Raw genomic sequence first — 19,909 nt, 5'->3', positions numbered from 1 at the left:
GCGGCCACGTCAGAGAGCCGACTGCGGGGCGAGCCGTGAGATGTCGTACGCGGTGGAGTCCTCCACGGCCAGGTCGGCGCAGATCCGGCCGAACAGCGGGACGAACTTGAACGCCCAGCCCGCCCCGTAGACGACGAGCTTCTCCCCGTGCGTCATCAGGTCCCGCGCGGTGCCGAGGAAGAACTGCCGTTCGGGGTCCGTGGGCAGCACGGCCAGGCAGGTCGAGGTCCGCACCGGGTCGGGGTCGACCGTGGGCAGGTGGTCCCGCAGCCAGCCCGAGAGCCGGTCCATCTGGCGCCGGTCGGCGACGCCGGTGGCCGCCGAGGGGTGGTCGAGCGGGTCCACCTCGAAGATCGGCCCGCAGCGCACGAACTCCCCGGGCGCCCACGGGTTGTGGCCGAACCCGTAGAACAGGTTGGTGTCCTCCGGCGTCGGCTGCTGGAAGGCGAACCAGAACGGCGCCTCGTCCACCGGCGTGGCCTGCCGGTAGGCCGCGATGGCCATCTCGTACACCGAGTACGCGAGGCGCGCGCCCAGCGGTTCCAGCAGGTCGTTGGTGTAGGGGCCGCAGGCCAGCACCACCTTGCCGGCCCGGTAGGCGCCCCGGTCGGTGGTGACGCTCACCCCGTCCGCGTCCGGCACGAGTTCCGTCACCGTCTCCCCGGCACGCAGGGTGCTGCCGGCCGCCTGGGCGAGGGTGAAGAGCGCCGCCAGCGTTCCCCTGACGTCGATCGTCCCGCCGTCCGGCTGGAGGAACCCCTCGTAGTCCCGGGGCAGGCCGCGGAACCCGAACCGCCGCTCGATGTCGGTGGCCTTGAGCCACTCGTAGCGCACCGAGAGCTTGTCCATCATCGCGGCGGTCCCCGAGATCTGGCCCTCGTTGGTGACCACGTCGGTGTCCCCGAACCAGAGGCTGCCGATCTCGTGGATGAGGCGGCGCTCGCAGCGGCTCTCCAGCGCGCGCCACAGCGGAAGGGTCTCCAGCGTCAGGCGGAACAGGTCCTCCTGGGTGTACTGGAGCCGCCAGTGCCGCTCGGCGCCGCTGGTGCCCCCGCTCTCGTTGAAGAACGTGTGCCGCTCCAGGACCAGCACCCGGTGGCCGCGCTCGGCGACCTGCCAGGCGGTGGCCAGGCCCACGGGCCCGCCTCCCACGACCACCACGTCATAGGACTCCGTCATGCCCGGGCCTCCTCGTAACTCGACGTGCCGCCCTTGCCGGTGTCCCGCCGTTCGGTGAGCGCGGACTTCAGGGCCAGCACCAAGTGCTCGACCTGGCCGTCGGTCATCGACGGGTAGCAGGGCAGGTTGACCTGCTCGTGGAACCAGAGCCGCTCGGTGACCGGACACTCGCCGAGCCGGTGGCCCCGGCCCCGCCACTCGGGGCTCAGGTGCAGGGGGAAATAGCGCACCTGCACCTGGACCCCGGCGTCTTCGAGGGCGTGGATCACCTCGTCGCGGCTCACCCCTTGCCCCGGCCGGACGAAGAAGGTGAACAGGTGGTAGGGGTGGTGGATGTCCTCGGGCACGTCGGCCAGCCGCGCCTGCGGGAACTCCGCCAGCGTCTGGGCGAGGCGCCCGGCGATCCACCGCCGCCGCCCGGCCAGCTCCCCGAGACGCTCCAGCTGGACGAGCCCCACGGCCGCCCCGGCCTCGCTGAGCGTGGCGTTGCTCCCGGGGTGCCGGATACGCAGGCACTCCTTCTCGTACGAGTCCCCCGCCCACATCATCCAGGGCTCCGAGCGGTCGTACGGCCCGGCCAGCAGCGGTGACGGCACGAGGACCCCGTCGGCGGCGTTGGAGCGGATGCGGTCGACGCGCTCGGCCCACTCGGGGTCGTCGAAGGTGAGCATGCCGCCCTCGCCGAGCGTCGTGATGTTCTTGCTGGAGTGGAAGCTGAAGCACCCGATGTCGCCGAGCACGCCCGGCCGCCGGCCGCGGTAGAGGGCGCCCAGCGCGTGCGCGCAGTCCTCGATCACCCGGACGCCGTGCCGGCGGGCCACCCGCATGATCTCGTCCATGCGGGCCGGCCGACCGCCGTAGTGGACCAGGATCAGGGCCCGGGTCCGCGGGGTGATCAGCGACTCGAACGAGTCGACGTCCACGTTCAGGGTGTCCGGCTCCACGTCGCAGAAGCGGACCGTCACGTCGTGGGCCAGCAAGGGGTCGGCGGTGGCCTTGAAGGTCTGCGGGGTCACGATCACCTCGTCACCGGGGGCGAGGTCCAGCAGGTGCACGGCGAGCGCGACGGCGACGGTTCCGCTGGTGACGGTCATCGCGTACCGGCTGCCGACGTGCTCGCGCATCGCCTGCTCGAACGCGTCCCGCCACCGCCCTTGCGAGAGGCTCTCGCCGGAGCGGACGACCTCGCCCAGCGCGGCCAGCTCGGCCTCCCCGAGGATGCTTCCCACAGCGGGGGCCGGCACGAAGTACCGGGAGTTCTCGTTCACGGTCAGCATGAGCCGGTCCCACGGCCCGCCGGGCTTCCCCCGTCCCGGGCGGCGCGCAGGGCCAGCGCCACCTCCACGATCAGGTCCTCCTGGCCCGCGACCACCTGACGCCTGCCGAGTTCGAAGAAGACGTCGCGCGGGTCGACCCCTTCCCGCGCTGCGATGTCGAGCACCGGTTTCTTGAACCCGGAGAACACGCCGGCCAGCCCGCTGACGATGGAGACGGAGTCGATGGTGGGCGGCGCCGGCATCAGCTCCCGCCCGGCGATGTCCGCGGCGTCCAGGAGCCGGTACAGGTCGATGCCCGTCCGGAACCCCAGCCGTTCCAGCACCGGCACCAGGACCTCCAGCTGGGTGTTGCCGGCGCCGGCGCCGAAGCCCCGGGCACACGCGTCGAGGATGCCGGCCCCCGCCTGAGCCGCCGCGATCGAGTTCGCCACGGCCATGCCGAGGTTGTTGTGCCCGTGGAACATCACCGGCACGTCGACGGCGGCGCAGATGGCCCCGATGCGGGCCGTGACGTCCGAGGGCAGGAAGTGCCCCGAGGAGTCGAGGATGCCCACGCCAGTGGCGCCGTACCCGACCAGGCGCGCGCACTCCTCGGCGAGCTGGTCGGGGCTCGCCATGTGCGTCATCAGGAGGATGCCGTGCGCCTCCACGCCCTCGTCGCGCAGGAAGCCGAGGTGCCGCTCGGCCACGCTGGCCTCGGTGCAGTGCGTCGCGATGCGCACCAGGTCGACCTCGTACGCGAGGGCGTTCTTGATGTCCTGGGTGGTGGCCCAGCCCGGGAACATGAGGACCCCGAGCTTGCTGGTCGTCAGGGTCTCCCGGGCGATCGACATCATCTCGTCGTCGCTCAGCCGGGCCCGGCCGACCTGGAGGGACGAGGCGGCCAGCCCGTTGCCGTGGCCGACCTCGACGACCGGGACGGCCGCGGCGTCCGCGGCCTTCAGATAGGCGCGGAACTGCTCCGCGCCGAGGCTGTGCCGCACGGCGTGCTGGCCGTCGCGCAGCGTCGGGTCGTGGATCTGGACCGGCCTGCCCGCTTCCTGGCTCATGCCGTCTCCCTGCCTGCCAGTGCGAGCCGGTCCGCCGCGTAACACTCGGCGGCCTGGATCGCGGCGGAATTGATGATGTCGAGATTCCCGGCGTAGTGCGGCAGCCGGTCGCCGGACGAGGTGACCTCCACGGAGACGAAGGCCGTGGAGTCGTTGACGGTGCACACGCTGACGCCGAATCCCTTGACGTACGTACGGATCTCGTCAGCCGCTCTCGTCACCAGCGCGCGCACCGAGTCGGTGGTGAGGTCCCGGCCCCGCAGGTACATGGCGACCCTGAAGGTGGCCGCGGGCCGGGCGGGGCTGATGTTGACGAGCGCCTTCACGTCCTCGACGCCGGTGAACCAGCGGATCGCGTCCTGCGTGGTCTGCACGTACTCGTCGAGGTTCAGGCGCGAGGCGCGGCCCACGCTCAGGGTGGCGGCCGTGGTCACGACCTCGACGCAGTCGATCTCGTGCACTCTCGCGATCGCGTGCAGGATCGGTACGCACGCCTGCCCGCCGCAGGTCACCATGCTGATGTCGCGGTGGGAGCCGATGTCCTCCCGGTTGACGGTCGGGACGATCATCTGCCCGACTCTGCTGGGCGTCAGGTCGACGATCATCGCCCCGGACGCCGCGAGCTTCTCCGCGTGCTCGGCGTGGAACGACGCGTTGGTGGCGTCGAACACCACGTCGAAGTCCTCCTCGGCGTCGACGAGGGACTGGATGCCCCCGGTCGCCACCGGCAGCCCGCGCCGGGCCGCCCGCCGCAGCTCGGCGGCGTCGTGCCGCCCCGCGACGAGCCGCAGGTCGAGACAGTCTGAGCGCATGATCTTGGTCGCCAGGTCCATACCGATGAGTCCGGCGCCGAGGACCGATACGGACAGCCGTCCAGTTGCTTGCATGTACGGTCGCCTTTCCGTCAAGGTGCGGCGTGATCCGCCCTGGGACCGCCCGCGGAGGCCGGCCGCGGTGGTCCCTACGCGGCCCAGCCTGGAACCGGGGCCTTGCCGACGGCTCGCCGTCGCGCTGACCGGTCGCCGCCGCGGGCGGGGCAAGCGAGGCGGCGAGGTCCTTGCAGGGACGCAGCGACATGCTGTGCGGGCACCACCCCGGGGGGCTTCCCCCGCTACAACGCCAGTCCGTACGCCGCACCTTTAGCATCCGAAGGGGACTGCGAGCCGTGGTCAACCCGATTCATGACGACAACGGTGTCTCTCTGGTCCTGGTGAACAGCGAGAACCGGCACGCTCTGTGGGCCGGCGGCCTCGACGTACCGCCGGGCTGGCGCGTCGCGCACCGGGCGGCGAGCCGCCGGGAGTGCCTGGAGTACATCGGCGCCCACTGGCCGGACATCCGGCCCGCGAGACTCCCGGACGCCGGGAAGGACGCGGGCGCCTGCCTGCACGACCTGTTCGCCGCCCAGGCCGCGCGCACCCCCGAGGCGCCGGCCCTGATCTGGCGGGACCAGGAGCTGACGTACCGTCAACTCGACGACGATTCCAGCAAGTTGGCCGCACACCTGCGGCAGCGCGGCGTCGGGCCCGGCGCGTTCGTGGGCCTGTGCGTCGAGCGGTCGCCTCAGATGATCACGGCCCTGCTCGGCGTCCTGAAGACCGGCGCCGCCTACGTGCCCCTCGACCCCGAGTACCCGGCCGAGCGGCTGCGGTACGTCCTGTCCGACACGGGCGCACGCCTGCTCCTGACCCAGGAGCCGCTTCGCCCGCTCTTCCCGGACTACGACGGCGAGATCGTCTGCCTCGACCAGCACCGGCAGGACATCGACGCCCTGCCCACCGCGCCCGCGCCGGACAGCCCCGTCCCGGTTCCTGCGGACGCCGCCTACGTCATCCACACCTCCGGCTCCACGGGCCGCCCCAAGGGCGTCCTGGTGACGCACCGCTCCCTGGCGAACCACAGCTCCGCCGTGAACCGGCACTTCGCGTTCGCCCCCGGCGACCGCGTCCTGCAGTGCAGGCCGCTGAGCTTCGACGCCGCCGCCGAGGAAATCTTCCCGCCGCTCCTGCACGGCGCGGCCCTCGTCCTCGGCAGCGACCCCCTGCGCCAGACGTTCCGGGCCCTGACCCAGCAGGTCATCGACACCGGCACGACCTTCCTGAGCGTGCCCACGGCCTTCTGGCACAGCTGGGTCGCGGAGGAGGACTGTCTGCTGCGGCTGGCCACGGAGTCCGCGCTGCGCACGATGATCGTGGCCGGCGAGAAGGCGGCCCGCCAGGCGCTGCTGACCTGGAAGAAACGGGTCGGCGAGGACATCCGCTGGTTCAACGTCTACGGCCCCACCGAGGGCACCATCACCACGACGGTCCACGAGCCGGGCGCCGACTGGGAGGCCGGCGAGTACGGCTCCGTCCCGATCGGCCGCCCCATCGACAACGTCCGCACGTACGTCCTCGACGACGCCCTGCGGCCGGTCCCGGCGGGAACGCCGGGCGAGCTGTTCATCGGCGGGGCGGGCGTGGCCGTCGGCTACCTCAACGCGCCGCAGACCACCGCCGAGCGGTTCCTGCCCGACCCCTTCTCCGGCGTGCCCGGCAGCCGGCTCTACCGCACCGGGGACCTGGTGCGCGCGGACGCCGACGGCTGCCTGGAGTTCCTCGGCCGCCGGGACCACCAGGTGAAACTGCGCGGCTACCGCATCGAACTCGGCGAGATCGAGACCGTGCTCGCCGAGCACCGGGACGTCCGGTCGTGCGTCGCCCAGGTGACCGGCGACGGCCCCGACAGCACCCTCGTGTGCTTCGTGACCGCCGACGAGCGGACCGCACCGCCGGCCGCCGAACTGATCGCCCACCTGCGGAGCCGGCTGCCCTGGTACATGATCCCGACGGCCGTCCACGTCCTGGACGCCTTCCCCATGACCCCCAACGGGAAGATCGACCGGACCGCCCTGCTCGCCCTCGAACCCGACGACGACGGCGAGGCCGTCCACATCGCGCCGCGCACCCCCGTGGAAGCGGTCCTGGCGGACATCTGGGAGGACATCCTCGGCCGCCGCGGCATCAGCGTCGACGCCGACTTCTTCCAGGTGGGCGGACACTCCCTGCTCGCCGCGAGCCTCATCGCCCGCATCCGCGCCCGGTTCGACGTCGCCATGACGGCCCGCGTGCTGTTCGAGTCCCCGACCATCGCCGGGCTCGCCGAAGCCGTCACCCGGGCGACCGGCGACGGCGCGGCGGACCGCGCCGGGCGGAGCTGACCGGCGGTGGCAACGCGACAGATCACCGCCGCGCGGCCCGACAGCCCCTGGCTGCGCACCTTCGGGCCGCCGGAGCCTTCGGCCCCGGCCCGGCTCGTGTGCTTCCCGCACGCCGGGGGCGCGGCCAGCTACTTCCGGGACTGGGGCGGCCGGGACCTCGCCGGGGCCGAGGTGTGGGCCGTCCAGTACCCGGGCCGCGAGAACCGGATCCGGGAGGAGTTCCCGCCCGACCTGCACACCCTCGCCGACCAGGTCACCGAGGAGCTGCGCGGACTCCTCGACCGGCCCGCCGTCTTCTTCGGGCACAGCATGGGCGCCGTCGTCGGCTACGAGGTCCTGCGCCGCCTCACGGCCGGCAGCCGGGGCGGCGCCGTACGCCACCTCGTGGTCTCGGGGTGCGGCGCCCCCCACCGGGTGCGCCCCTTCGCCGGACAGGAAGGCGCCCACCTCCTGGACGACGACCGGCTCGTGGCCCTCCTCAAGGAGCTGGGCTCCGGCAACGCGGGCCTGCTGGACGACCCGGACATGCGCTCTGCCTTCCTGCCGGCGGTCCGCGACGACTACCGCATCGTCCAGTCCTACGTCCCGCGCGCCGGCGGCCCGCCCCTGCGGACCGACGTCACCGCGTTCGTGGGCCGCCAGGACGAGGCGGTCGGCGTCGGCGACGCGGGCGCCTGGGCCGGCGCGACCCGGGGCCGCTTCACGCTCCGCACCTTCCCCGGCGGCCACTTCTACCTGGGAGAACACCCGGACGACGTCCTGCACGCCCTGCGCGAGGTCCTCCGTCCCGCCACCACGATCGACACCGGGAGAGCTGATGAACGTTGACCTGTCCGACCCGCTCCTGTACCGGGACTCCGACCCCGGACCGGTCTGGTCGCGGTTGCGCGCCGAACACCCCGTTTACCGCAACGAGCGGGCCAACGGGGAGCACTTCTGGGCGGTGATGACCCACGGCCTGTGCACGGACATGCTGACCGACCCCCGCGTGTTCAGCTCCCAGAACGGGATGCGCCTCGACTCCGACCCGCAGGTCCTCGCCGCCGCGGCCGGCAAGATGCTCAACATCACCGACCCGCCCCGGCACGACAAGATCCGCAAGGTCGTCAGCTCGGCGTTCACCCCGCGCATGGTGAGCCGCCTGGAGGCCACCATGCGCGAGACGGCCGCCAAGGCCATCGACGAGGCGCTGGCCGCAGGGGAGTGCGAGTTCACGCGCGTCGCCCAGAAACTGCCGGTCTCGGTCATCTGCGACATGCTCGGCGTCGCGCCCGCCGACTGGGACTTCATGGTCGAGCGCACCCGCTTCGCCTGGAGCTCCACCGCCCTCGACGAGGCCGAGGAGGCGCGCAAGATCCAGGCCCACACCGAGATCCTGCTCCACTTCCAGGACCTCGCCGCGCAGCGCAGGCGGGAGCCGAAGGACGACCTCATGAGCGCCCTGGTGTGCGGCGAGATCGACGGCGCCCCGCTGACCGACCAGGAGATCCTCTACAACTGCGACGCCCTGGTCTCCGGCGGCAACGAGACGACCCGGCACGCCACTGTCGGCGGACTGCTCGCCCTCATCGACAACCCGGACCAGTGGCACCGCCTGCGCGACGAGCCCGCCCTCATGCCCTCGGCGATCCAGGAGATCGTGCGCTACACCTCGCCCGTCATGCACGCGCTGCGCACCGCGACCGAGGACGTCGAGTTCGGCGGCGAGCTGATCAGCGCCGGGGACCACGTCGTCGCGTGGCTGCCCTCGGCCAACCGCGACGAGAAGGTCTTCGACGACCCCGACCGCTTCGACATCGAGCGCGAACCCAACCGCCATCTGGGCTTCATCCAGGGCAACCACTACTGCATCGGCTCCTCGCTCGCCAAGCTCGAACTCACGGTGATGTTCGAGGAACTCCTGGCGCGGGTCGAGGTCGCCGAACTCGCCGGCCAGGTCCGCCGCCTGCGCTCGAACCTGCTGTGGGGGTTCGACTCGCTTCCCGTGAAATTCGTTCCGAGGGCCTGAGGAGAGCTGCCCCATGACCGCGCCGACCGCCCCCTCGATCGACAAGTACCTCGGCACCAACGTCCGTCTGCTGCCCCAGACCGACCAACTGTGCGCCCTGCACACCGCGATCCGCGACCGGGACGCCCGCCGCGAGGACTTCGTCCGCTACGCGCGCCGGATCATCCGCCTGCTGATCGAGGCGGGCATGGACCTGCTGCCCTTCGAGCCGCACGAGGTCCGCACCCCGACCGGCGCCGCCTACCAGGGGCTGCGCTTCGCCTCCGGGCTGTGCGGGGTCACCGTGGTGCGCGCCGGGGAGAGCATGGAGGGCGAACTGCGGGACGTCTGCCCGGGGATCAGGATCGGGAAGATCCTCATCCAGCGGGACGAGACGACCAAAGAGGCCCGCCTCTACTACACCGCCCTGCCCGCCGACATCGCCCGGCGGCACGTCCTGCTGCTCGACCCGGTCATGGCGACCGGCGGGACCGCGCTGGCGGCGCTGCGGGTGCTGACGGACCTCGGCGTGCCCGAGGAGAACATCGTCTTCGTCAACTTCATCACCGTCCCCGAGGGCATCACCGCCGTCAGCGAGCAGTACCCGCGGGTGCGGATCGTGACCTCCGCCATCGAGGAGCGGCTGACCGAGGACGCGTGGATGCTGCCCGGCATCGGCGACTTCGGAGACCGCTACTTCGGCACGGACGCCTGACGCGTGCGCGGCCGGCTTCCCCGACCGGCCTGGAAGACCGTGAAACGACGACTGATCGAAGGATGCACATGAAGGCCGAACAGGGGCCGTTTCTCCTGCTGAACACCAAGGAGATCGTCTCGCGCCTGCACGAGTGGTTCCCCGACGCCGCGCGGGAGCTGGTCGTGGTGACCACGAGAGCGGACATCCCCTCCGCCGACATCGCCGCGTACGCACAGCGCTTCCTCCACCTGGAGGTGGTGCCCAACCTCTGGGAGCTGCCGGACGACGAACTCCTGGACCTCGCCCGGCGGTTCGGCGTACGCCGGATCCTGTCGCTCGGCGAGCGCGAGGTGCTGCGCGCGGCGCGCATGCGGGCCGAACTCGGCCTGCCCGGCCAGAGCCTCGCCTCGGCCACGGCGTACCGGGACAAGCACGTCATGAAGTCGACCCTGGCGGCGGCGGGCATCGACGTCGCCCCCATGCGCAAGTTCCGGTCCAACGACGAACTCGCCGAGTTCACGTGGAAGGTCGGCTTCCCGGTCGTCGTCAAGGAACTCGACTCCGGCGCGTCGAACGGCACCGTGGTCCTGATGGACGAAGAGGACCTGCGCGCCCTCCCGGAGCGTGCCACCGGAACCCCCCGGCTGGCCGAAGCCTGGGTCGAGGGCGACTTCTACCACGTCAACGGCCTTATGAAGGACGGCGAGGTGGTGCTGGCGGTGCCCTCCCGCAACCTGTACTCCGACTGGTTCTCGGTCGCCTACGACGCCCCGACCATGACGGGGATGATGCCCGACGAGCACCCCCTGTCCGAGCGGCTGCGCGGCACCGCGCGGCAGGTCGTGGCCGCGCTGCCCGCCGTACCCGACCTGTGCGCCTTCCACCTCGAACTGTTCCACACCGCCGACGACCGCGTGGTCGTCTGCGAGATCGCCTGCCGGGCGGGCGCGGCCCTCGTCACCGACGTCCACGAAGCCGTGCTGGGCATGAACTTCTACGGCGCGAGCCTGCTCGGCCAGGCCGGACGCGGTGACCAGGTCGAGATCCGCCCGACCGGCGAACGGCTCGGCTTCGTCTGGTTCCCGCCGGCCAAGGGAGTCCTGCGCGCGCTGCCCGACACGTGCCCGCTGCCGGGGACGGTGAGCTACCGGCCCTGCGGCGACGTCGGACGCCTCTACGGCAGCTCCCCCGGACTCGGCCGGCCCGTCGCCGAGATGGTCTTCCGGCTCACCGAGCCGGACACCGGGGCGGAGCTGCGGCGGATCGAGGAGTGGTGGGACGACAACGTCGTCTGGGAGCACCGGACCAACGCGGTGCCCGAGCGCTGGAAGACGCCCCGAAGGAAGCCGGCCGACGCGTAGCGGCCCGGCGATCGGACCGGAGGACCCGTGTACGAACTGCTGAAGACGATCATGATCGAGGAGCTGGAGGTGGAGGCCGACCAGGTGTCCCCGGACGCGAGCCGCGAGGACGCGGGCCTGGACTCCCTCGCCACCTTCGAACTCTCCCTGGCGCTCAGCCAGCGCCTCGGCGTCACCATCGCCGACGAGGACCTGTTCGGCCTCAGGACGCTGGCGGACATCGCCGAGTTCCTGGAGAAGCGCACCGGAGGGGGAGCTCCCCAGGACGCCGGGCTCGCCCGGCTGCTCGGCGGCGAGGACGGCTTCCACCCCGACCGCCCCGCCCCCGCCCACCAACTCGCCCGCAACGAAACCCCGTTCCAGCCCCCCGAGTCCGTGCTGGACGCGATCACCCGCGCCGCCGCCGAGGCCAACCGGTACCCGGACCCGGCCTGCGGAGCGCTGCGCGCCGCACTCGCCCGGCACTACGACCTCTCCCCGGACCGCGTCGCGGTGGGCGCCGGATCGATCACGCTCCTCCAGGCACTGCTCACGGTGACCGCCGAACCGGGAGCAGTCGTCGCCTACTCGTGGCCGTCCTTCGACGGCTACGAGGTGCTCGCGGACCTCGCCGGATTCCGCACGGTACGCGTCCCGCTGGCCGAGGACGGGCACGACCTCGACGCCCTGGCCGCGGCGGTCGACGAGCACACCCGCCTGGTGCTGCTCTGCAACCCCAACAACCCCACCGGCACCGCGTCGGGCGAGGCCGACCTCCTGCGGTTCCTCGACGCCGTCCCGCGCACGTGCCTGGTCGTGCTCGACGAGGCGTACTGCGAATACGCGCGGGACCCCGGCCTCGGTGCCCGCCTGCTCACCTCGTGGCCGAACCTGATCGTCGCCCGCACCTTCTCCAAGGCGTACGGCCTCGCCGGCCTGCGCGTCGGCTACCTGCTCGCGGAGCCCGGCCTGATCTCCAGCGTCCAGCGCATGGTCATGCCGTTGAGCGTCAGCGACGTCGCCCAGGCCGCCGCCGTCGCGTCGCTGGCGGCGGAGAAGGAGCTCCTCGGCCGCGTCCAGGACACGGCCGCCGAACGGGACCGCGTCCGCGCCGCGCTGCTCGCCCTGGGATTCGACGTGCCGCCCTCGGAGGCGAACTTCCTCTGGCTGCCGCTCGGCGCTCGTGCCCAGGAGTTCGCCGCCGCGTGCGCGTCGGCCGGAGTCGACGTACGGCCCTATCCGGGTGACGGCGTGCGCGTGACGACAGGAACCGCGGAGGACAATGACGCGTTCCTGGCAGCGGCCGAGATGAACCGCCCGTGAATTCTGTTTCCCGTGGAAACGGAAGGACATTCGTCGTGACCAGTGTTTCGTCGGATTCCCACATGTGGAACCTCGTTTTTCTCCAGTTATTGCTTGAGGAGAACGGCGGACAGGTGGTCAACCTCGGCGCGTGCACTCCGGACGAACTGGTCATGTCCGAATGCCTCAGAATCCGTCCGGACGCCTTGGTCATCAGCACGGTCAACGGGCACGGCCATATCGACGGCCTACGGCTGATCAGAAAGATTCGCGGGCATTCGGGGCTCGCCTCCATGAAAGTCGTCATCGGGGGAAAGCTCGGCGTCCACGGTTCCCGGCACGCGGGGTCCCGGGCGGAACTGGTCGCGAACGGCTTCGACGCGGTGTTCGAGGCGGACGCCGATCTCGACCGGTTCCTCGACTGCCTCGGACTGGGCACGCCCACGCCGAAACGCGTCGCCTCTACGGAAATCCGGAGTACCTGATGGCACCTCCTACCGGACCCGGACGCTTCACCCGGTTCGTCCGGCGGGCGTCGAGCGAAGGGAAACTGGTCGTCCAGCCGCGCATGGGGTTCGGCACGGTCGAGCAGATGCGCGCGGGACTCGATGCGGTCAGGAACGTCGACGCGGCCACGGTGGGCACCATCACCGTCGACAGCTACACACGGGTGAACGATCACGCCTCGGCCCTTCTCGCTCTGGAGAAGGGCGCGGACCTCAACGGGTTCCCGCTGGTGGCCCATGGCGCGGCGGTGACCCGCGAGGTGCTCGCCGGGATCGCGGGCGACGACTTCCCGGTGCAGGTGAGGCACGGCTCGGCGTTGCCCCGCGAGTTGTTCGAGGGACTGGTGGCGGCCGGCGCCGACGCCACCGAAGGCGGCCCTGTCTCCTACTGTCTGCCGTACAGCCGCGTCCCTCTGGCACAAGCCGTCGACGCCTGGGCGGAATGCTGCGAGATGCTCGCGGGAATCAGCGAACCGGTGCATCTGGAGAGTTTCGGCGGCTGCATGCTGGGACAGTTGTGCCCGCCGAGCCTGCTGATCTCCCTGAGCATTCTGGAAGGCTTGTTCTTCCGCGAACACGGACTGCGGGACATTTCCGTCAGCTACGCCCAGCAGACGAATCAGCAACAGGACATCGAGGCGATCCACGCCCTGCGCGCCCTGGCGAAGGAATGGCTCGGAGACACCGACTGGCACGCCGTCCTGTACACCTACATGGGCGTTTATCCCCGCAGCCGACAGGGGGCGTACGGGCTGCTCGAAGCGAGTGCGAGGCTCGCCGCCAGATCCGGGACCGAGCGGCTGATCGTCAAGACCGCGGTGGAGGCCAGCAGAATCCCGTCGATCACGGAGAACGTCGACGCCCTGGAACGCGCCGCGAGGGCGGCCGAGCGGGAGGCGGTGGCCGAACCGGCCGGAATTCCGGACTCCGGGATCTACGAGGAGGCCCAGGCGATCATCACGCACACGCTGACCCTCGGCAGCGATGTCGGAAAGGCGCTCGTCCGCGCGTTCGCCCTCGGGCACCTCGACATCCCGTTCTGCCTGCACCAGGACAACGCGAACCGCTGCCGGGCCCGCATCGACGACCGTGGCCGGCTCACCTGGGCCGACCCCGCAGGGGTGCCGATTCCCCGGGCGCGCGATCTGGCCGGGAACCGGCAGCGGCTCACCGCCCGGGGCCTCCTCGGCATGCTCAGTTACAACGAACGGCGCTACGACCACCCGTCCCGGACCAGCCACCCTCGTTGACGGGCCGCACGGCGAGGAAGATCACGAACTAGGGTTGGAGCGTTCAAGATCCTCCTACCGGGACCAGTGAAGATGAGAGAAGACCAGGATCATCATGTGCGGTTCGCGGTCCTGGGGTCGGTCAAAGTGTGGCGGGCAGGCGCCGAGTTACCCCTCGGACCACCGAAGCAGCGCGCCTTGCTGGCGTTGCTCCTGCTGCATGCCGGACAGACCGTCGGCCTGAGCCAGATCGTCGACGTCCTGTGGCACGGCGACCCTCCGAACAGCGCCGTGAACGTCGTCCACCGCCACATCGGCTCCTTGCGGAAACTGCTGGAGCCCGACCTCCCGCCCCGCGCCCCGGGCGCCGTGCTGGTGCGCCGCGCCGGCGGGTACGGCATCGACGCCGACGCCACCACCCTCGACCTGCTGCGCTTCCGTGAACTTCTCGCCCGCGCCCGCGACGCCGCCGACGACGGCGAGGTGAGCGCCGCCGCCGAGCTCTACACCCAGGCCCTCTCCCTCTGGCGCGGAGAAGCAGCGCAGGGAGTCTCCCCGGACATCCGGGTGCACCCCCTGTTCTCCGCCGTCGACAGCGAACACCTGGCGGCCCTGCGCGAGGGCGCCGACCTGATGCTGGCGCTGGGCACACCCGCCCCGGTCCTGCCCATGCTGCACCGGGCGATCGCGCAGTACCCGCTGGACGAGGCGGTGCACGCCCGGCTGATCCAGGCGCTCGCCCGGACGGGGCGTCAGGCGGAGGCGTTCGGCCTGTTCCAGGAGATGAGCCTGCGGCTGAAGAACGAGCTCGGCATCGAGCCGGGCCGCGAGCTCCGCCTCGCCCACGCGAGCCTGCGCAGCTCGGAACAGGCCGCGACACCGAAGGACGAGCGCCGGGAAGCCCCGCCGGCGGAGAACCCCGCGCCGCCGAACGCGCCGGGTACGGTCCGTCCCACCCAACTCCCGCTGGACCTACGTACCTTCGTCGGCCGCCGGGACGAACTGGCCCGGATCACCAGCGCCCTCGACAAGCTCGACGAAGCCTCCGCGACCAGCTCGGCGGTGATCAACACCATCGAGGGAATGGCCGGCGTGGGCAAGACGGCCCTCGCCGTGCACCTCGCCCACCGCCTCGCGCCCCGGTTCCCCGACGGCCAGCTCTACGTCAACCTCCGCGGCTTCGACGCGAGCGGACCCTGCGTCACCGCCGCCGAGGCCCTGCGCTCGTTCCTCATCGCCCTCGGCGTCTCCGCCCGCCACCTGCCCGCCGACCTCGACTCCCAGGTGGCCCTCTACCGGAGCATCCTCGCGGACCGCCGGGTTTTGATCGTCCTCGACAACGCCCGCGACTCGCAGCACGTACGCCCCCTGCTGCCGGGCAGCTGCACCTGCCTCGTCGTCATCACCAGCCGCACCCAGCTGCGCGGCCTCGTCGCCACCCACGGAGCCGCCCCCCTGATCCTCGGCCCGCTCAGCGAGGCGGAGTCCCGTGAGGTCCTCGCGCGCCACCTGGGCCAGGACCGCACCGCCGCCGAACCCGAGGCCGTCGACGCGATCGTGGAGTTCTGCCACCGCCTGCCCCTCGCCCTCGCGGTCATCGCGGCGCGCGCGGCCACCCTGCCCGGCTTCTCCCTCGCCTCCATCGCCGCCGAACTCCGGGCCGACCACGACAGCCTCGACGCCTTCGCCGACGACGACCCCTACACCGACCTGCGCACCGTCTTCTCCTGGTCCCTCGACGGCCTCGGCCCCGAGGCGGCCAGGCTCCTGCGGCTGCTGTCCCTGCACCCCGGACCAGACCTGTCCGCCTCGGCCGCGGCGAGCCTGGCCGCGCTGCCGCCGCGCCGGACCACGACGCTGCTGGCCAAGCTCGCCGACGCCCACCTGATGATCCGGCCGCTGCCGAACCGCTTCGTCTTCCACGACATGCTCAAGATCTACGCGTCCGAGCAGCTCCAGGACCACGACGACGCCGACACGCGCGCAGCAGCCGTACGGCGGCTGCTCGATCACTACGTCCACGGCGCCCACGCCGCCACGACCGCGCTGACGCCCGACCGCATCGACGCCGCCCCCGACACCCCCGCAGAACCGGGCGTCGAACTGGAGCCCCTCACCGACCCCGCCTCGGCCGCGGCCTGGCTGGAGCGGGAACTGCCCGTGCTGCTGGCCGCCGTGGAGCGGGCCGGGAGCACGGGCTACCCGGACCGCGCCTGGTTGCTGGCCCAGACCCTGGAGCTGTACCTGGACCGCAGGGGCCGCTGGCAGGACCAGATCGACATCCAGTCCATCGCCGTGAACGCCGCCCTCGCTCTCCAGGACCGGCGCCGCGAGGCGAAGGCCCGCCGGGCCCTGGGCTTCGCGTACGGGCGCCTCACCCAGGACGACCGGGCCCACACCGAACTCCAGGAAGCGATGGCCCTGTTCACCGCACTCGGCGATCAGGGCGGCCAGGCCCGCACGCACCGGTCGCTGGCCTTCCTGGCCAACGGCCGCGAGGACCACGACGCGGCCCTGCGCCACTACGCGCAGGCCCTCGACCTGTACCGGGCGGCCGGCAACCTCACCGGACAGGCGCTCGTCCTCAACGAGACGGGATGGACCCACATCCTGAACGGCGCCTACCAGCAGGCCGTGGCCGTGTGCGCCCAGGCGGTGGCCCTGCACCAGGGGAGCGGCGACACCAACGGCCAGGCCGCGGCCTGGGACAGCCTCGGCTACGCCCACCACCACCTGGGCCACCACGAGGAAGCCCTCCGCTGCTACGAGCGCGCCCTGAAGCTCTACCAGCACATGAACGACCGCTATCTGGAGGCCGACACCCTCCTGCACATGGGAGACACCCACGAGGCCCGCGGAGACCGCGCCGCCGCCCTGCCCCTGTGGCGGGAGGCGGTGCGGATCCTCGACGGACTCGGCCACCCCGAGGCCGGCCAGGCCCGCGCCCGGCTGAGAGGCGAAGGAACCGACGACCCGGCCGCTACGAAGCGGACGTCAGGGGACACAGCCGGGTGAACGGCAGAGTGCGGCTCACATAGGCGAACTCCCCGCGGGACCTGGCCTCCGCGGCCGACGACCGCAGCGTCCGCCTGGCGTCCTCGGCCGCCCCGCTGCTGTGCTGGGCGTGGGCCAGCAGGCCCAGGTGGAGCGGCAGCCGGATGAGCAGCCGCCGCTCGCGCAGCTCGGCGATGGCCGACTCCAGGCTGTCGAGCGCGGCGGCCTCGCCGCTCTGCTGGAGTGCCCAGCTCCGGCACACCTGGAGCATGGGGGTCCAGTGGCTCAGCCCGTGGGCGCGGGCGATGTCCAGGCCCCGGCCACTGGAGGCCGCCGCCCCGTGGGGGTCCTCGCCCAGGGCCGCTATCAGGGAGTGGAAGTAGTACGCGCTCGCCTGGTCGACCGGCGTGCCGTCCCGGCCGGCGGCCACGAGCAGCTCCTCGCACAGCGCCCGCGCCTCGTCGGTGGCGCCGAGCAGCCACAGGGTGAGGACGCGATGGTTCGTGGCCAGGAACCGCGGGTCGTGCGGGGAGCGGCGGATCATGCCCTCCCGCTGTTCGGGGGTCAGCTTCTCGGCCATTCGCTCCGCCTCGGTCAGGGAGGTGAGCGCGTCGGCGGTCTCGCCGGGCAGCTGGAGCAGCCCGCGCGCGATCCGCTCGTAGAACCGGATCTCCGGGGCGCCGGACCGCTCGGCGAGGGCGCGCAGCTGCTCCACGTGCCGGACGCCCTCGGCGTGCCGGCCGGTGACCAGTTCGGCCGCGAACTGCTGCAGCAGCATGGCGCCCTCCTCGGTGGTCCGGCCCGCCGTGGCGGCGGACAGCTTCCGGATGCGCCCGGCCTCGGCCTCCACCTGCCGGTCGCCGTAACCGCGGGTGATGCTCGCCGTGTAGAGGAGCGTGGCGCGCAGGTCCAGCGTCTGCTCGGATGCCGCGTCACCGTCCCGGGGCGAGGCGCAGAGCAAGGTGTGCGCGCGCTCGAACCAGGTCTGCGCGCGCCGGTAGTCGCCGTCGCCGATGGCCTGTTCGCCGGCGCGCCTGAGGTGCGGCAGCACGTCCTCGGCCGGCAGGGCCAGCGCGGCCTGCCAGGCGTGCTCGGCCATCTGCTCGCTCGCCTCGGGGGAGCTGCCGTGGCGGGCGCCGAGCACACCGACGGCGCGCGCGTGCAGGGCCGCCCGCTCCTGGCGGCGCATCTCCACCAGGAGGACGTCGCGGATGAGGCCGTAGCGGAAGACGAGCCGGTGCGGGTCGTCGGGGTCGCTGCGCATGAGCCCGGTGCCCAGGACCTCTTCCAGGACGTCGTGGCCGGCGCCGCCGTCGTCCAGCATGGCGGTCAGCGAGGCCAGCGTCGCCTCGCCGCCGAGCACGGCGCAGCACTGGAGGAGGTGCAGGACGCGCGGGGGCAGCTCGGCGAACCGCCGGCGCAGCATGCTGCGGACGCCCGTCGGGATCCCGGCGCGGACGACGTCGGCGGCACGGGGGTCGCGCAGGCGCCGCGCCCCGCCGGCGTCGGCGAGCAACTGGTCGAGGAGGTAGGGGTTGCCGGCGCTGCGCTCGTACAGCGCCCGTACGACGGACGCGTCGACGCCGGGCCCGGCCTGGGCCGTGACCGCGGCCCGGACGTAGTCCTCGGTGAGGTTGTCCAGGTGCACGACCTTGGTGCGGGAGTCGGCCAGGAGGTCGACGAGCGGGCCGTCGGTGTCGGGCCCGGCCCCGAGACCGGGTTCGCGGACCGTGATCACCACGCTGACGGGCCGCCCCTGTGTGCGGCTGCTGAACAGTCCCAGCACGTCGAGCGTGAGCCGGTCCGCCCGGTGCACGTCTTCGAGGACGAGCAGGAGCGGGCTGTCGTCGGCGCACTGGAGGATCGCCTCGCACAGCACGTCCTGGGCGAGGAAGTCCATCTGGTCCGAGGGGGGTCCCGACAGCGTTGTCATCGGATGCCGTTCGGCGCACTGCTTGCGCAGGTCGTCGAAGGACACCCCGTACAGGATTTCGAGCCGGCGCAGCACCTGCTGCCACACCCAGCCGACGGGCATCCCCTCGCTGCCGCGGCAGTTGACGCGGATCACCTCCGCCTGCGGGTGCGGCGGCTGCGCCTGATCCGTGGCCCGCGCCACCAGTTCGGTCTTGCCGACGCCCGCCTCGCCGACGACGGCGGTGGTGTGCCCGCTGCCGCGCAGGGCGCCGGTGATGGACGACCGCAGAGCGTCGAGGGCGTCGTCGCGGCAGGGGAAGGCGGACCAGGCCGCCGGTGCCGTACCCCGCTGTCCGGCCTCGGGGACGGCCGCCGGACCGTCCGCCGGCGCGGGCCCCTCCGCCTCCCGCTCGGCCACGGTGCCGGGCCGGACGCGTACCTCGACGGCGGCCGGGGCGGGCGTCTGGTCGTCGAGCTCGTGGCGCAGCAGGGCGAGGTGGACGCGCTGGAGCTCGCGGGCCGGGGCGACCCCGAGTTCCTCGGAGAGGTAGGCGCGCGTCCGGTCGTACAGCTGGAGCGCCTCGGCCTGCCGGCCCAGGCGGTACAGGCCCGTCATGAGGCTGCCGACCAGGCGTTCGTCGGTGGGCTGGAGGGACACCTCGCGGCGCAGCAGGGCGACGGCGTCACCGGCCTCGCCGAGCGCGAGGAGCGTGTCGGCGTGGGCCGCGACGGCGGTGGTCCGCAGGAGGCTCAGGCGGGCGGCCTCCTCCGCGAGCGGGGTGTAGGCCGCGAGGTCCAGGAAGGGGTCTGCCCGCCATAACCGCAGCGCCTTGTCGAACACGTCGCGGGCGTCCTGGAGCCGGCTGTCGGCCACATGGCGCTGCCCCTGGGAGACGAGGCTCTCGAACCGGGACAGGTCGAACGTGCCCGGCTCCACCGTCAGGACGTACCCGGGGGCCTGGTAGCGCAGCGGGGCGATCGGCCCGTGCCTCCCCGTCAGCACCCGCCGCAGGTGGGACAGGTACGTCTGCAGGGTGGCCTGCGGGCGTCTGGGGAGGCTGTCGCCCCACAGTTCGTCGACGAGCTGATCGGCGGGCACCACCTGGCCCAGCCGGATCAGCAGCAGTCCCAGCACGGCCCGGTGCCGTGGCGGACCGAGAGGCACCTGCTCGGCCCCGCGCCGAGCCGTCATCACACCGAAAGCCTCGAACGACAGATCTGCCAGGGACGCGGTTT

14 protein-coding genes are annotated in these 19,909 nt (G+C 72.2%); 9 read left to right on the top strand and 5 right to left on the bottom strand.

The window, feature by feature from the left end; translation table 11 throughout:
- Positions 1-9: 9 nt before the first annotated feature.
- From AC067M_RS29930 to AC067M_RS29915, 4 genes are read right to left on the bottom strand one after another with little or no spacing between them, the layout of a single operon-like run.
- Positions 10-1,179, bottom strand: a complete 1,170-nt coding sequence (locus AC067M_RS29930) for an FAD-dependent oxidoreductase (RefSeq protein WP_478700156.1) — start codon at positions 1,177-1,179, stop codon at positions 10-12.
- A complete protein-coding gene (locus AC067M_RS29925) occupies positions 1,176-2,456 on the bottom strand; it encodes a DegT/DnrJ/EryC1/StrS aminotransferase family protein (protein WP_478700155.1) in 1,281 nt (426 codons plus the stop codon). The genes AC067M_RS29930 and AC067M_RS29925 overlap by 4 nt, the downstream gene beginning before the upstream one ends.
- A complete protein-coding gene (gene dmpG / locus AC067M_RS29920; RefSeq protein ID WP_266529219.1) occupies positions 2,450-3,505 on the bottom strand; it encodes a 4-hydroxy-2-oxovalerate aldolase in 1,056 nt (351 codons plus the stop codon). The genes AC067M_RS29925 and dmpG overlap by 7 nt, the downstream gene beginning before the upstream one ends.
- Entirely contained in the window at positions 3,502-4,392 is an 891-nt protein-coding gene (locus tag AC067M_RS29915; protein ID WP_453412108.1) for an acetaldehyde dehydrogenase (acetylating), read from the bottom strand. Before AC067M_RS29915 ends, dmpG begins: the two co-directional genes overlap by 4 nt.
- Positions 4,393-4,670: 278 nt before the next feature.
- Here AC067M_RS29915 and AC067M_RS29910 point away from each other — a divergent pair, with 278 nt between their 5' ends.
- The 9 genes from AC067M_RS29910 to AC067M_RS29870 all read left to right on the top strand — a co-directional run bounded on the left by AC067M_RS29910 (position 4,671) and on the right by AC067M_RS29870 (position 16,780).
- Positions 4,671-6,704, top strand: a complete 2,034-nt coding sequence (locus tag AC067M_RS29910) for an amino acid adenylation domain-containing protein (protein WP_478700154.1) — start codon at positions 4,671-4,673, stop codon at positions 6,702-6,704.
- 6 nt (positions 6,705-6,710) lie between these two features.
- Positions 6,711-7,532, top strand: coding sequence for a thioesterase II family protein (locus AC067M_RS29905; protein ID WP_478700153.1), 822 nt, complete (start codon positions 6,711-6,713; stop codon positions 7,530-7,532).
- Entirely contained in the window at positions 7,522-8,712 is a 1,191-nt protein-coding gene (locus tag AC067M_RS29900) for a cytochrome P450 (RefSeq protein WP_478700152.1), read from the top strand. Before AC067M_RS29905 ends, AC067M_RS29900 begins: the two co-directional genes overlap by 11 nt.
- 13 nt (positions 8,713-8,725) lie before the next feature.
- Entirely contained in the window at positions 8,726-9,406 is a 681-nt protein-coding gene (gene upp, locus AC067M_RS29895) for a uracil phosphoribosyltransferase (RefSeq protein WP_478700151.1), read from the top strand.
- A 68-nt stretch (positions 9,407-9,474) separates the two neighbouring features.
- Positions 9,475-10,749, top strand: a complete 1,275-nt coding sequence (locus AC067M_RS29890) for an ATP-grasp domain-containing protein (protein ID WP_478700150.1) — start codon at positions 9,475-9,477, stop codon at positions 10,747-10,749.
- 27 nt (positions 10,750-10,776) lie between these two features.
- Positions 10,777-12,051 carry a histidinol-phosphate transaminase gene (locus AC067M_RS29885; protein WP_478700149.1) on the top strand — a complete coding sequence of 425 codons (1,275 nt, stop codon included), beginning with the start codon at positions 10,777-10,779 and terminating at the stop codon, positions 12,049-12,051.
- Positions 12,052-12,086: 35 nt separating this feature from the next.
- Positions 12,087-12,515, top strand: coding sequence for a cobalamin B12-binding domain-containing protein (locus tag AC067M_RS29880; RefSeq protein ID WP_478700148.1), 429 nt, complete (start codon positions 12,087-12,089; stop codon positions 12,513-12,515).
- On the top strand, positions 12,515-13,786 hold the full coding sequence (locus tag AC067M_RS29875) for a methylaspartate mutase (protein WP_478700147.1): 1,272 nt from the start codon (positions 12,515-12,517) through the stop codon (positions 13,784-13,786). Before AC067M_RS29880 ends, AC067M_RS29875 begins: the two co-directional genes overlap by 1 nt.
- Positions 13,787-13,858: 72 nt before the next feature.
- Positions 13,859-16,780, top strand: a complete 2,922-nt coding sequence (locus AC067M_RS29870) for an AfsR/SARP family transcriptional regulator (RefSeq protein ID WP_478700146.1) — start codon at positions 13,859-13,861, stop codon at positions 16,778-16,780.
- Here AC067M_RS29870 and AC067M_RS29865 read toward each other — a convergent pair.
- Positions 16,746-19,865: a BTAD domain-containing putative transcriptional regulator gene (locus AC067M_RS29865; protein ID WP_478700145.1), complete on the bottom strand. Its 3,120-nt coding sequence runs from the start codon at positions 19,863-19,865 to the stop codon at positions 16,746-16,748. The genes AC067M_RS29870 and AC067M_RS29865 overlap by 35 nt on opposite strands.
- Positions 19,866-19,909: the final 44 nt, after the last annotated feature.

The organism is Streptomyces sp. NPDC043427 (assembly GCF_056436655.1).
Note: the sequence above shows the minus strand (reverse complement) of the source record. Positions and strands in the feature narration are given on the sequence as shown.